We start from the raw sequence: 14,543 nt of genomic DNA on the forward strand, positions 1-14,543 counted from the left end.
CAAAATGGCTATTGGCATGATGAATCGTTATATTAAATAATGGTTTTGTTTAAATGAATAATCAGCCAGAAGCTAAAGGCTAAAAGCCAAAAGCAACAAATTGGAAATTCAATATCAAACTTAATAACAAATGAGAAAAACATTATTTTTCGTGATGGCCTTGGCGCTTTCGTTTGCGCAAGTCGTGGCCTCACCAGTCGATGTGAACCAAGCCAAGGAATACGGCTTGAAGTTCGCCAACCGCAACCTCGCCGTTGCAAAACAAGTCAGCAACCTGAATTTGGCTTACACTTCCATGCAGGCCAATGGCAATGCAGCCCTCTATGTCTTCAACTTTGAAGGCGGTTTTGTGGTTGTCGCCGCCGATGACGTGGCGCAGCCTATCCTCGCTTTCTCCGAAGAGGGCAGTTTCGATGCCGCCAACATGCCTGACGGTATGCGCGATTTCCTGAGTCTTTACACCAAAGAAATCAGTTATGCCGTTGAAACCGGTATGGAACAGGAAACTCAGATTGCTGAACAGTGGATGCGTCTCGCCAAAGATGGCAGCGTTTCCGAAAAGTCAGGCGAAAAAGGCGTCAATCCGCTGATTAACCTGAAATGGAACCAGGACAGCCCTTACAACCGTTTGTGCCCGGCTCACAACTATGGTCCTGGCGGCCACGTTTATGCCGGATGCGCTGCCGATGCCATGGCTATGGTGATGAAATACTGGAACTGGCCTGATCATGGTGCCGGAACATATTCCTACACGCCACAGGGTTTCCCGATGCAGACCGCCGATTTCGAAAACACCTATTACGATTGGAACAACATGCCAATCCAAATCACCAATGGCTCACAGGCTGTTCAGATTGATGCCGTTGCACGCCTGATGTGGCATTGCGGCGTTTCAATCGACATGCAATATGGTTACAATGGTAGCGGTGCCCAGTCGGGTGATGTCCCTGGTGCTATTTCGACCTATTTCAGATACACTTCGGCTGCCGAACTTCTCTACCGCGATTCATACAGCAGAACGCAATGGGAAGACAAACTCATCGAAAGTTTGGATCGTGGAATACCTTTCTATTATTCAGGTGTTGATGGCAACGAAGGTCACGCTTACGTTTGCGACGGCTATCGTGACGACCGCTATTTCCACTTCAATTTCGGATGGAGCGGCTATGGCGATTCTTATTATGCCATCGATGCTGTGAATCCTCCAGGTTCCCATTTCAATGAGTACAATGCTGCTGTCTTCAACTTTATTCCTGATTATATCTACGATGGTTATGTTGCAGCTCCTGAACTGAACATCAATGCCATCAATGCCAATTCAAAGCAAGGTGTCATCACATGGGAAAATCCTTCGGTGAATTATGGTGGTGAAACCATTGAAAACATCGAGAAGATTGTCATCGAACGCAATGGCGTCCAAGTGTTTGCACAGGAAAATGTTGCTGCCGGCGCAACCATGTCTTTCACCGATGAAGTGCCGGAATTCGACAGCTATGTTTACACCGTCTATTACATCACCAACAACATGAAAGGCCGTGTGGCTGAATACAGATACCAGTATGGTCCTACCTGCTATTGGAAAATCGTTGGTCAGACCACCAACTTCCAAGGCTGGAATGATGGTAAGATTCAGTTGGTCAACTCTTTTGGCAATGTCGTTGAGGAATTGACCATGACTTCATCAACACCTATCAGCTATCAGATGCGTGTTCCGGAAGGCAATGTCACCTTCAAGTGGGTCGCCCCATCAAGCACGGTGCAAAGCATCACCATCAACATTAAGAACTCATCAAATGAATCAGTCTATTCCTACTCAGGTTCATCAGCCAACATTCCGAGCGTGCTGACCACCGAAGAAAACGATTGCAGCGGCTGCCTGCCTCCTGACAATCTGGCTGCAGAATATGTTTATGAAGGCGATGCTTTCGGTACCCTCTTGACTTGGGAATATGCCGACGAACCTAAGAACTTCAAGATTTACCGTTCAACCGATAATGTGACTTACACGGAAGTTGGCGAAGCCGACAAGGCCGCTCACGAATATTTCGATGAAGTTGAAGCTGGCACCTATTATTATAAGGTGACTGCTTACCGCAACCATTGCGAATCGACTCCGGCTTGGGCTAACGATGGCAACGACTATGTGACGGCAACCGTTACTTCTGTCTGCGAAAACGAAGCTGAGATGAACATTTTCCCGAACCCTGCCAATGGTAACCTGACCATTCAGGCCGAAGGCATGACGGAAGTCGTCATCAGCAACATGATGGGCCAGATTATCGGAACCATCACTTGCTCCGAAAATCAGGTGATTATCAACACCACACAGTACGAAGCGGGTATCTACAATGCCACTATCCGTACCGCTAACGGCATCGCTTCACGCCGTTTCACCGTGATGCATTGATGTTGTCCTGCAAAATGAAAAACAGAGGCTGGCCGATTTGGTCAGCCTTTGTTGGTTTATAGTTTTTACGAAACAATCAATTATGAATGTAGATATAGTAACGCTAAAAAAATAAGTTGTAACACATTTCAAAGTTAGCAATTGTTTTCCTGTTGAACGCAAATTGTCACAAATTATCAAAAATTAGTGTGAATTAACTGATATACATTTAATTATAACTTTTCATAATTTATGATTCATTTACGATAATTTGCGTTTAGCGAAGCGAAAAAACAATTATTATCGTTACAGGTTATTTTTTAATTCTCACATAAAACAGAAGCCTTTTTGCAGATTTGCTGATTTGAAGAAATTTTGGTATTTTTGAAGCCTGAAAAACAATTGGAATATGAGATTCAAACTGACATTGGAAGTAAACAGAAAAGCCTTTGGCAACTTGTTGCCTATTAACTATCAATATGAGCAATCGGCATTGATTTATAGGTTGTTGGCGAGTGCCAATGAGGAGTATGCGCAATGGCTTCACGAAAATGGATTTGTCGCGGAAAGCGGCAAACATTTTAAACTTTTCACTTATTCTCCGTTCAAGATAGAAAAGCGGAGGGTGCTTTTGGATCGGAATCTGATACAGATATTGTCGGATACGGTGGAATGGCAGATTTCGTTCATGCCGGAAAAGACTACGGAGAAATTCATCGAAGGTCTGTTCCAAAACCAGGTTTTTGAGATTGGCGACAAGCAGCATGTGGTTCAGTTCTGGGTGTGCAATGTTGAGGTCATGCCGGTGCCAGAGTATGCCGAAACGATGGCATTTGAAACGATGTCGCCGATTTGCCTGAAAAGCAAGTCTGACAAAGGCGACGAATACTTGCAGCCCGATGATGAGCATGCCAAGCCTTTGGTTTTAAATGCTCTTTTAAGCAAGTATGAAGCCTATTATGGCAAACCTTTCGATGGCTCAGTAGCAGATTTCGATTTCCATTTGGTAAATGAACCCAAACGGAAGAAAGTCTTAGTGAAAGCCAATACGCAGTTCCCGATTTATGTCATCGGCTACCAGTGCCGTATCATTATGAAAGCACCTTTGGAGCTGATGAAAATCGCCTACGAAAGTGGCGTGGGGAGCGAGTGCAGTATGGGGTTTGGGTGCGTTAGGAGTGCTTGTAAATGAAAAATGCAACATCATCGCATATTTTTCAATTCCTTGTGGTTCAATTGAATAGATGTGTGTGTGAATGGTGTTGCATTGCAAAAATAAATCATTTTTTTTGATAGATGCTTTTTTGCGTGTAAAAATTAATTTTTTCAACTTCATCACATATTGGAAAATATATTTATTTTTGCAGTCGAAAAAGATAATAAAATATGAATGAAAGAATAGAAAAGATACATTACGATTGGTTGACTTGCCCGACGGGTGATCCGTTTGCTGATGCAGGTGGGTATGCCTTGAATGAGTTTTCAAAGCGTTTTCCGGATGATGATATTCTCCAATTGATAGAAAAGGCGATGGATATATATGTTGATAGATGGAATGCAGGCCTGCATATGTTTTTCTTGAATTCAACAATTACTCAGGGACAGTTTGATTCTCAACAAAAAAAAGAAGAAACTAGAAAATATTATAAAAGTTTGATAAATGAAGAGTCTGATTCTGTCAAGGGGTTTTGTAGAATACTTGGAAAATACACAGTTCTATTCAAAGCAGGGAGAGATAATTCTATATTGACGGGGTCTAGTACTTTTTTGAATTTTCATCACAATTTTGAAGAAGGATTGTATTGTTCAAAAGAAGTGATAATAAGATTCTTTTTCGCACCACTGGCATGTTGTTTGGTTTCAAATCAGATGGCGTTGATAATTAGCAATAAAAAGAATGTTTCTGATTTGTTTTTTGAAGAGAATGTCCGTAAAGCTTTATCGAATACTAATTTCAGATTTGCTCCTCGTTCAAAATATTCAAACCCTGCAAATGCTCTTTTTGCTTTTGTTAATGATTCGCTTGCTGCTTTGGATGATGAGGATGATGAAGGGTGTTCTTTGTCTTTATATCATTTTTCAAATTTTGCCGCAAAGCCAAATATTGATATTTATAATTTGCCATCAAGGGTTTTCTCTTTTTATAGCTTTTGCATGAATAGAAAGTATAGATGGCAATGGGAATGCTTTGTGAAGGCTCAATACGTTAAGTTTTATCAATATGATTCAAAGTACAATGTCGAAAATCAGCATTATGAAGAACATACAAAAGAAGTATATCTGTTGGAAAAACGGTTATATGATAAATTAATGTCGGATCAGTCTCTTCAACTGTCATTAAATCAATTTGGCGTAAAGAAGAATAAGAAAGAACAGGATTGTTATATAGTTGAGAAGGCTGAGTTCGATAATGTGAAAAAAAATCCTGCTTTTAAGTTATGGGAAGAGTCTGCGAATAATAAATCATTGTTAAAGAATGGTGTAATTAAGGAAACCGGAGATTATTTTCTCGATTATTCATTTGAAAATGTCAGATATAAGTGGAAGAATCTTGTTTATGAACGTTTGTTGTTGGGTGTGCCAATCATTCAGCTTATTCTTAAATGGACGGACCCTTCTGGGTTTGGTCAACCTCTTGATTATCGTATAGTAAAACAATATCAAATAATTATTAGAAATATGAATACAAAAACATTGGAATTAATTGAGAAATTGTCAGATTATATCATTGATAATAATGATAATATCAGTGCAACGATTTCCAAAATAAAAGTTGGGAATCGTGGAGAATTACGTTCTTTTATCATTAAGCAAATAGAACATAATTATAAGGATGAAAATAATACTCCGTTGGTAACGTTGAGAGAGTTTGTGGAGTATTTATTCCCCGAAGGAACGGGGTGGACGGAAATCAGGGATTTGTTTCTTATTTGCATATATCAGAAGTTGCATGAAAAAAATATCAAGGTTGATATTGCTGAACAGGAATTGTTAGAATTAAATGAAGAAAATAATAATTAATTATTAGTAAGATGAAAGTACAAGGTTTTATTTTGATTGATGTTGATGCAGCTGCATTAAATAATGCTGGCGTTGTATCTCGCGCAGGAATTGAAAACACTGTTGAAACTAAAAAAATCAACAAAGAAGGAAGGTTGTATCCTTATGTTTCAGGTCAAGCCTGGGGCTATTGGTGGAGAAATACTCTTCAAAATGATTTTAATTGGGAGTTGTCTCCAGTGTTTTATGACAAGGACAAAAGAGTAGCCTATACAGAGGCGAATCCTTTTAAGTATCCTGATGATGATATGTTTGGCTATATGCGAGCTGCCAAAGAAATCGTTTTTGATGAAAAGGGAGAACCTATAAAAGCAAAAAATGGAAAAGAAAAGACGGAGGATGCAACTGTCACAAGAATAGCACCTTTGAAGAATTCTGCTTTGATTGCTATAGGAAATACTCAGATCGCTAGAAATTTTTCCAGCATGTCAAGACAAAATGATTTTCCCGTTCCATACGGAAAGGAGGAATATAGTGCGATAATGAAGGGAATGTTCTCTATTGATATTGAACAAGTTGGAACATTTTCAAATTACAATAAAACAGGGTACAAAAACCTGAATAGCGCTTTGGCACAGAAAATTCAAAAAGATTGCATCACAATTGAGGATTCTTTTGTCGTTGATAAAGATGGAAATAAGGAAAAACTTCTTAGAATGGATGGGGAGATAAGAAAGAAAAGAATTGTTGAAACCATAAAAGCATTAAAGACCATTTGCGGTGGTGCAATGCAAACAAATAATATGGTTGATGTTACTCCGAAATTCATTGTGCTTGCTATAACGAAATCGGGGAATCATCCTTTTTCTCATATTGTTTCTTCGGATCCTGTTCATCATGATCAGTCTATTTTTAGGATTGATGATTTTAAAGAGGTGCTGAATGAATATAAAGATGATTTCATTGGAAATGTGTATGTGGGGAAAAGAGGTGGCTTTTGGAATGAATACAATAGTGATTTGATTAGTCTCAATGGTTTTGAGTATAATGGTGAAAGTCAAAAGGTCTTTTATTCACCAGTGAATAATGTCATTGATAGTTTTTGTGAAGAGATTAGCAAATTGATTAAATGAAAGCATCAAAATTCCATATAACAACATGGACATCAAGTTTTCGATACCCCAATGTTATTTCTGGTTTTCAACCAACTTTGGAAGTTCCACCTTTAAGTACTGTTCTTGGATTGTTTAATGCAGCTTCTGGTTCGTATTCAGAGTACAATGGTTTATCTGTCGGCTATTACTTTAAATTTGCAACAAAAGCTATTGACACAGAAACAATATATCAAATTCAGAAGATTAGCAAGAACAACACTGCTCCTTCATTAAATGGAACGTCAAATGTAATCAGAAGAGAATTCTTATACGACTGTAATCTGTTTGTTTATCTTACTGATGAAAGAGTTGTTAGAAGCTTGTTGTCTCCCAATTATCAATTGTTGTTGGGCAGAAGTTCGGATTTAGCTACTATTCATTATTTGGGTGAGGTTGAGATGAAGCAAATAGTGAATTGTACAAAAATAAAAGGACAAATCATTCCTTTTATGGGGAATTTTTTGCCAGGAATAATACAGCCTCTTCCTCAATATTTTACTAATACTCGAGTGCGTAGAAACATTGGAACACAAGCTTATTCTGTAATACCTTACAATTCAAATGATTTCCAGACATATCTTACTGCATATCGAGATGTGATTGATGGAAGGGAAGTTGACATTTATTTTCACAAATTGGATTTCAAAAATGAATGCTTTGAATGATAAACCGATTTTGGCAAAATCTGAGCCTGAAATTACGCTTGCACAGCATGTCAAAGATTGCCTGTTAATCTATGATCAATTAAAGCAGAGCATCCCGAATCTTCCGATTGGTGAAAAAAACGTGTTTTGGGATTTGCTACGGACAAGCGTTGTATTTCACGATTTGGGCAAAGCTCATCCTGAATTTCAGAAAATGTTATTACATGTGAATAACTCATGGTGTTTTCAACGCCATGAGTTATTTTCTCTTCCTTTTATAAATCAACTTGACATACCTCAAAGGCAAAAGGAACAAGTGATGTTTGCTGTTTTTGGGCATCATAAATGTTTTCACCAATTGCGTTCTTTTATTCGGGATAATTATAAGTTAGTTGGAGAAGAAAACGCTTTCCAAGATGAATTTTGTAAGATTGACAAAAAGGAACTTTGGGATTTGATAGTATCGTTTGGATATAGAAGGAATGAATGTTCGGATTTTGACATTGTCAGATATGTTTCTTCGATTTCCAAAAATAATCAGATTTATGACCAACAGGAATTATTGTTGGTTGGTGCTTTGAAGGAATGTGACCATTTGGCTTCCGCAGGAATCAAAACCATTCACAAATTGGAGCAAAAGGACTTCGATTTTTTATTCAAATTTCCATTTTATTCCCATCAGGAAAAATCGTGTCATACGGCAGAAAATGTGATTTTGACTGCTCCGACTGGTTCTGGAAAAACAGAATCGTCGCTTTTGTGGCTGAAAAATCAAATTGATACAAATGGTCAAGGCAGAACTTTTTATATTTTGCCTTATACAGCTTCAATCAATGCCATGTATGAGAGACTGAGTAAAGATATGGCTTCGAATGATGTGAAAGTCGGAATGATTCATGGAAAGTTGGCTCAGTATTTGGAAAACAAAATGGATTCTGACGATTCTGTTCATTCGGATTTGATGAAAAAACAATTGATGGAAGATTTTAAGACCTTAGTCACTCCAATAAAAATTGTAACTCCATTTCAATTGCTGAAACATCTGTTTTGTTTGAAAGGTTTTGAAAAAGGCGTATTTGAATGGTCGGGAGGCTACTTTATTTTTGATGAAATCCATGCTTATGACGCAAGTACGTTTGCGCAAATAATTGTCTTGATAGATTTTGCAGTCAAGAAACTTGGGGTAAAAGTGTATGTGATGACTGCGACATTGCCAAGTTTTTTGAGAAAAGAATTGGAAAAGACATTGGGCGAATTTACATCTATTGTTGCTGATAAGAAATTATATGAATCGTTTGCAAGACATTCTGTTAGGCTCCTGAAAGGGCAATTGCTTGATTCTTTGGAAGTCATACAAAAAGACATTGATAATGGCAAAAAGGTGTTAGTTGTCTGCAATACCGTTGAACGTTCACAAGTGGTTTATAAACAGTTGTCGTGTGCCGACAAAGTGTTGCTTCATGGATCGTTTAATGCTGATGACAGATTTGAGAAAGAAAGAGATTTACAATCAGAGCAGACCCAATTGTTGGTTGGCACTCAGGCGGTGGAAGTCAGTCTTGATATTGATTTTGATGTGATTTATACTGAACCGGCTCCATTGGATGCTTTGATTCAAAGGTTTGGGCGCGTCAATAGAAAACGCAAAAAAGGCATTTGTCCGTGTTTTGTTTTTGATGAAAGAAGTGCTAAAGACAAATTCATTTACGATGATGAAGATGTAATTGAACGCACTTTGGAAAGCATCAGGAAAATTGAAAGCAGAAATGATGGAATAATTCAGGAAGATGAATGGCAGGAATTGATAGATTTTGTTTATCCTGATTGGAATGAAAAACAGAAAAAAGAATTTGAAAGTGTTAGAGGTCTTCTAGGATATGATGTCGATAATTATTTGAAACCTTTGCGTGATAGTGAGCAAAGGGAAGAAGATTTTTATCGACAATTTGATGGCGTTAAGGTGTTGCCAATCTCACAGTTGAAAAAATATCGGGAAAGATTGTCGAATAGTGCTTTTGTTAAAGCTGATGGCTTATTGGTACAGATTCGGGAAAGTAAGTTTAAATATATGTATCGGAATGAAGATGTTGTTTCGCAGAGAATCTGCTATGAATACGCTGATTACAAAAATGGAGAGAAAAACGTACTTGTGATAAGGAGAAAGTACGATAAGGAATTAGGCCTTCTCGTTGATGAAGAAGATGCAGGTGATTTCGATGATGTTTCATTATAAAGATTTTGTTGATTATGTCTAATACTAACTCTCAAACTTCAGAACTAACCAACAACATTATTTTCCGCACTTTTTGGGTGGTGTTGAATCTATATTCATAATAATCAGACTTATGTCAAACACAGGAGAAATACTATTGTACCAAACCGCTGACGGCGTTTCGAAGATAGAAGTGACCTTGGTGAACGAAACCGTGTGGCTGACGCTTGACCAGATGGCCGAGCTGTTCCAACGGAACAAATCGACCATTTCGAGGCACGTCAAAAACATTTTTGAATGCGGAGAGCTTGACGAAAGTTCAACCGTTGCGTTTTTTGCAACAGTTCAAAATGAAGGTGGAAGGGAGGTGGAAAGACAGATTGCTTTCTACAATCTCGATATGATTATCAGCGTAGGCTACCGGGTGAATTCCTATCGTGGCGTGCAATTCAGAATGTGGGCGACCAAGGTCCTGAAAGAGTATCTGATTAAGGGCTTTGCCATGAATGACGAGTTGCTGAAACGTGCCGGCGGGGGCAACTATTTCGATGAATTGCTGGCCCGAATAAGAGACATACGTTCATCTGAAAAGGTGTTCTACAGGAAAGTGCTCGAAATATATGCACTCAGCATCGATTATGACCCTCGGGCAGAATACACCCGATTGTTTTTCAAGACGGTACAAAACAAAATGCACTATGCCGTCCACGGACATACGGCCGCAGAAATAATTTACGATCGGGCGGATGCTCAGAAAGATTTTATGGGTCTGACCACATGGACTGGCGTAATGCCCAAGAAAAGTGATGCTGAATTTGCCAAGAATTACCTGTCGGAAGATGAAATCGACACGTTGAACCGTATTGTCAGTTTATATCTCGATTTTGCCGAATTGCAGGCGAAGGAACACAAGCCAATGTATATGAAAGATTGGATCGCCAAACTCGATGATTTCCTGAAGCTGTCGGGTAAAGACCTATTGACTCATGCGGGAACGATTTCGGCGGAAATAGCAAAAGAAAAGGCTGATTCGGAATACGCAAAGTTCAAGGAAAGAACACAATACCAACTTTCGGCTGTTGAAATTCATTTTATTGAGCAGTTTGAGGAAGAGCAAAGGAAACTGTTAAAACCTTAGTTATATGCAAATCACCGGCACACATTTCAATTACTATCAGCTTTGTCACCGCAAATTGTGGCTTTTTGCCAATGGCATCAACATGGAGCAGAACTCCGATTTGGTGTACGAAGGCAAACTGATTCACCAAGAAAGCTATCCGCAACGCTCGGCCCGCTACGAAGAAGTTGAGGTTGAAGGCATTAAGGTCGATTATTACGATGCGAAAAGCAAGGTGATTCACGAAATCAAGAAGTCGGACAAAGTGGAGAAAGCCCATGAGTGGCAACTGAAATATTACCTCTATGTTTTTGAAAGAAACGGCATTGAAGGTGTGACTGGCATTCTGGAATATCCGAAACTGCGCAAGACCGAGGAAGTCGTGTTAAGCGACATCGACCGTGAAACCATCGTTGAAATGTCGGCTGAAATTCAGCGGATTATCGAAAGCGAGACCTGCCCGCCATCGGCCAAGAAAGGCATTTGCAAAAACTGTAGCTATTTCGATTTCTGTTATTCAGGGGAGGAAGAAATATGAAGAAATCCTATTATCTGTTCAATCCGGGCGTGTTGGAACGCCGTGACAACACTTTGAAATTCACGCCTTACGAAGAAGATGCGATGGGCGAGTTTGTCAATCCGGGGCAACCTCGCTATCTGCCCGTTGAGGATGTCGGTGAGTTTTATGCCTTCGGTTCGTTGCGGGCCAACAGTGCCTTGTTCAATTTCCTTGGACAGAAAGACGTTGCCGTCCATTTCTTCGATTATTACGAAAACTACACCGGTTCGTTCATGCCGCGCGATGCCTTGCTTTCGGGCAAAATGCTGATTGAACAGGTCGGCCATTACCAGAACAAGAAAAAACGTGTGGCCATTGCTCAGAAATTCATTGAAGGTGCCGCTTTCAACATGGTCAAGAACTTAAAATATTACGACAAGCGAGGAAAAGACATGCAGCCTTTCATCGGGCGCATTGAAACACTGGCGGAACGCATTGCGGAAACTGCCGAAGTCGATGAACTGATGGGCATTGAAGGCAACATCAGAAACTGCTATTACGAGGCTTTTGACTTGATTTTGAATGATTTCCAGATGGAAGGTCGTAGCAAGCAGCCGCCCCAAAACGAGGTGAATGCCTTGATTTCGTTTGGCAACATGATGTGCTACACTCAATGTCTGTGCGCCATCCATCAGACCCAATTGAATCCGACCATCAGTTATTTACACACGCCGGGTGAAAGACGCTATTCGCTTTGTCTGGACATATCGGAAATCTTCAAGCCAATAATCGTTGACAGGGTCATTTTCAAGGTGCTGAACAAAAAGGAATTGCAGGAAAAGCATTTCGACAAGAAACTGAACCGCTGCATTCTGAACGAAGAAGGGAAGAAAATCTTTGTCCGCAATTTTGAAGACAAGTTGAACGAGACCATACAGCACCGAACCTTGAACAGAAGCGTCAGCTACCGTCATCTGATCAAGTTGGAATGTTACAAGCTGAGCAAGCATCTGCTTGGCATCGAGGAATATAAACCTTTCAAAATGTGGTGGTAAGATGTATGTGATTCTGGTTTACGACATAGGAGAGAAAAGGGTGGGGAAGATGCTGAAGCTGTGCCGACAGTATCTGAACTGGATACAGAATTCGGTTTTCGAAGGCGAGATTACCGAGGTGAAGCTGATGGAGCTGAAGGGAAAAGCGAAAAAAATAATGGACGAGAAGAGCGACAGCATGATCGTTTTTTCGAGTCAGAACACCCATTGGATGAACAAGGAAATAGTGGGGAAGGAGCTGAATGATTTGGACAATTTCCTATAGGTGAAAGTTGTCGAAGATATTATTTTGTGCCTTAAAAAAGGATAAAATAAAGACCTGTGTTCTTTGACATGTTGAAAATCAGAGAAATAAATGATTGTCGAAGCTCCAGTGAATTTTTATTATTGCACATTGACGATTTTTCTATAGTTTTGTGCCGTCAAAATGAGGAACAAGTATTTGAGAATCAGCAATGCTTGTTTTTCATTTTGGCGGCTTTTAATTGAACCATTTGGAATTGAAACGAATTGAATGGACTAAATAAAAGCCCATTTGTCGCGCTTTTAATTGAACCATTTGGAATTGAAACACCACCAGCTTAGGGCTTACAGTCTCCCAGTTTGCACTTTTAATTGAACCATTTGGAATTGAAACCAGCCGTAACATTGATATTCCTGCTTCCAGTGTTTCCTTTTAATTGAACCATTTGGAATTGAAACATGTATGGTTGAATAGTCATTTCGTTTCGTTATTTTCTTTTAATTGAACCATTTGGAATTGAAACTCATTTAATGAGTTTGTCACAAATTCTATTTATGTCCTTTTAATTGAACCATTTGGAATTGAAACTAAGGTATTCCTGCTGTGCAAATTCACGTTCTTGGGCTTTTAATTGAACCATTTGGAATTGAAACACTATTATTCATAATCAATAATCGCCGTTTTAAGTCTTTTAATTGAACCATTTGGAATTGAAACCAGTTATCAGCAGAAGGAGTAAAGAAATCAAATTTCCTTTTAATTGAACCATTTGGAATTGAAACATCATAATAAATGCGAGCATAAGCAAGAAGCCCAAGCTTTTAATTGAACCATTTGGAATTGAAACTACCGTAATCCGACCAAAAAAGCCTGACTTTCAACACTTTTAATTGAACCATTTGGAATTGAAACTTTATAACAGCAAGATAAACAGAATTGCAAGGTTTTCTTTTAATTGAACCATTTGGAATTGAAACGGGAGCAAGCCACAAGGGTTGACTTTTCCACCATCTTTTAATTGAACCATTTGGAATTGAAACTGCGTATTGGCAATTTCAGGAAGTCAAAAAGGAAACTTTTAATTGAACCATTTGGAATTGAAACAAAATTTTTAAGGTCACTTCAAGCTGAAAGAAAGGTCTTTTAATTGAACCATTTGGAATTGAAACTTGACCTTTTATTACCAGAAGTTTAAAAATTGTGATCTTTTAATTGAACCATTTGGAATTGAAACACAAGAACTAACTAAATAGCTTAAATCCAACGGATTCTTTTAATTGAACCATTTGGAATTGAAACTTTGGAATTGCACGATATCCGAGGCAATTCAAAATCTTTTAATTGAACCATTTGGAATTGAAACAAAAGCAACACGCAACCTATTTAGAAACTCTTGAATCTTTTAATTGAACCATTTGGAATTGAAACGGCGTTAACAATGTCTATCATGATATTGATTTTTGTCTTTTAATTGAACCATTTGGAATTGAAACAGGTTTAAGGAATCACAGCGATAAAGACCTGTAACCTTTTAATTGAACCATTTGGAATTGAAACCTATTATAAAAAATTAAAGATAGGATTTTAAATTTCTTTTAATTGAACCATTTGGAATTGAAACTCTGGTTTAATTGCGAACACGCCGTTTAGTCCTGTCCTTTTAATTGAACCATTTGGAATTGAAACTGAAGAATAGCCCCATTCAGAGTCCTCGCTCATTTTCTTTTAATTGAACCATTTGGAATTGAAACCTTCGTCGGCCACCGACTTGCGGAAGGCGTATGCAGCCTTTTAATTGAACCATTTGGAATTGAAACGAAACAATGCCGAACAGCGGGAGCAGATTGAAGCAAGCTTTTAATTGAACCATTTGGAATTGAAACTGCACCGGCTTTCACGGCCATGATCTCATAGAACCCTTTTAATTGAACCATTTGGAATTGAAACATGCTTCAAACATGTCCATTTCGAACTGAATACGGACTTTTAATTGAACCATTTGGAATTGAAACATCTGCGAAGAAATGGTGAAATCTTTCACTTTGTTTTCTTTTAATTGAACCATTTGGAATTGAAACAAGTCTGGCTGCCCGTGAACGACCATTTCAGCCTGGCTTTTAATTGAACCATTTGGAATTGAAACTGTCTTCAGATGAATAGTATCTGACAGCCTCGGCTCTTTTAATTGAACCATTTGGAATTGAAACCATGGTAAAATACCTTAGCGTTGCT

The 14,543-nt window shown here is 38.8% G+C and carries 10 protein-coding genes and 1 CRISPR repeat array; all 10 genes read left to right on the forward strand.

What is annotated here, in order from left to right; genetic code table 11:
• The first annotated feature begins 130 nt into the window (after nt 1–130).
• The 10 genes from AC06MN_RS01015 to cas2 all read left to right on the forward strand — a co-directional run bounded on the left by AC06MN_RS01015 (nt 131) and on the right by cas2 (nt 12,332).
• Nucleotides 131–2,407: a C10 family peptidase gene (locus AC06MN_RS01015; RefSeq protein ID WP_475670498.1), complete on the forward strand. Its 2,277-nt coding sequence runs from the start codon at nt 131–133 to the stop codon at nt 2,405–2,407.
• Nucleotides 2,408–2,795: 388 nt separating this feature from the next.
• Nucleotides 2,796–3,578: a CRISPR-associated endoribonuclease Cas6 gene (cas6, locus tag AC06MN_RS01020; protein WP_475670499.1), complete on the forward strand. Its 783-nt coding sequence runs from the start codon at nt 2,796–2,798 to the stop codon at nt 3,576–3,578.
• 194 nt (nt 3,579–3,772) lie between these two features.
• Nucleotides 3,773–5,407 (forward strand): hypothetical protein, encoded by a 1,635-nt coding sequence (locus AC06MN_RS01025; RefSeq protein ID WP_475670500.1) that lies wholly within the window; start codon nt 3,773–3,775, stop codon nt 5,405–5,407.
• An 11-nt stretch (nt 5,408–5,418) separates the two neighbouring features.
• Entirely contained in the window at nt 5,419–6,519 is a 1,101-nt protein-coding gene (gene cas7i, locus AC06MN_RS01030; protein ID WP_475670501.1) for a type I-B CRISPR-associated protein Cas7/Cst2/DevR, read from the forward strand.
• Nucleotides 6,516–7,205, forward strand: a complete 690-nt coding sequence (gene cas5b, locus AC06MN_RS01035; RefSeq protein WP_475670502.1) for a type I-B CRISPR-associated protein Cas5b — start codon at nt 6,516–6,518, stop codon at nt 7,203–7,205. Before cas7i ends, cas5b begins: the two co-directional genes overlap by 4 nt.
• Nucleotides 7,189–9,417 carry a CRISPR-associated helicase Cas3' gene (cas3, locus tag AC06MN_RS01040; RefSeq protein ID WP_475670503.1) on the forward strand — a complete coding sequence of 743 codons (2,229 nt, stop codon included), beginning with the start codon at nt 7,189–7,191 and terminating at the stop codon, nt 9,415–9,417. Before cas5b ends, cas3 begins: the two co-directional genes overlap by 17 nt.
• A 112-nt stretch (nt 9,418–9,529) precedes the next feature.
• A complete protein-coding gene (locus tag AC06MN_RS01045) occupies nt 9,530–10,534 on the forward strand; it encodes a virulence RhuM family protein (protein ID WP_475670504.1) in 1,005 nt (334 codons plus the stop codon).
• Nucleotides 10,535–10,538: 4 nt separating this feature from the next.
• Complete coding sequence (cas4, locus tag AC06MN_RS01050) at nt 10,539–11,051, forward strand: CRISPR-associated protein Cas4 (RefSeq protein WP_475670505.1); 513 nt, start codon at nt 10,539–10,541, stop codon at nt 11,049–11,051.
• A complete protein-coding gene (cas1b, locus tag AC06MN_RS01055) occupies nt 11,048–12,067 on the forward strand; it encodes a type I-B CRISPR-associated endonuclease Cas1b (protein WP_475670506.1) in 1,020 nt (339 codons plus the stop codon). The genes cas4 and cas1b overlap by 4 nt, the downstream gene beginning before the upstream one ends.
• A 1-nt stretch (nt 12,068) precedes the next feature.
• A complete protein-coding gene (gene cas2 / locus AC06MN_RS01060) occupies nt 12,069–12,332 on the forward strand; it encodes a CRISPR-associated endonuclease Cas2 (protein WP_475670507.1) in 264 nt (87 codons plus the stop codon).
• A gap of 213 nt (nt 12,333–12,545) precedes the next feature.
• A CRISPR array of direct repeats spans nt 12,546–14,518; the repeat unit is 29 nt; unit sequence CTTTTAATTGAACCATTTGGAATTGAAAC.
• Nucleotides 14,519–14,543: the final 25 nt, after the last annotated feature.

The organism is Candidatus Limimorpha sp. (assembly GCF_056203535.1).

Excerpts from the sequence above, each read along its gene's own strand:
- cas3 (WP_475670503.1), top strand. The coding sequence starts at position 7,189 with ATGAATGCTTTGAATGATAAACCGATTTTGGCAAAATCTGAGCCTGAA.
- AC06MN_RS01045 (WP_475670504.1), top strand. The coding sequence starts at position 9,530 with ATGTCAAACACAGGAGAAATACTATTGTACCAAACCGCTGACGGCGTT.
- cas1b (WP_475670506.1), top strand. The coding sequence starts at position 11,048 with ATGAAGAAATCCTATTATCTGTTCAATCCGGGCGTGTTGGAACGCCGT.
- cas6 (WP_475670499.1), top strand. The coding sequence starts at position 2,796 with ATGAGATTCAAACTGACATTGGAAGTAAACAGAAAAGCCTTTGGCAAC.
- AC06MN_RS01025 (WP_475670500.1), top strand. The coding sequence starts at position 3,773 with ATGAATGAAAGAATAGAAAAGATACATTACGATTGGTTGACTTGCCCG.
- cas5b (WP_475670502.1), top strand. The coding sequence starts at position 6,516 with ATGAAAGCATCAAAATTCCATATAACAACATGGACATCAAGTTTTCGA.
- AC06MN_RS01015 (WP_475670498.1), top strand. The coding sequence starts at position 131 with ATGAGAAAAACATTATTTTTCGTGATGGCCTTGGCGCTTTCGTTTGCG.
- cas2 (WP_475670507.1), top strand. The coding sequence starts at position 12,069 with ATGTATGTGATTCTGGTTTACGACATAGGAGAGAAAAGGGTGGGGAAG.
- cas7i (WP_475670501.1), top strand. The coding sequence starts at position 5,419 with ATGAAAGTACAAGGTTTTATTTTGATTGATGTTGATGCAGCTGCATTA.
- cas4 (WP_475670505.1), top strand. The coding sequence starts at position 10,539 with ATGCAAATCACCGGCACACATTTCAATTACTATCAGCTTTGTCACCGC.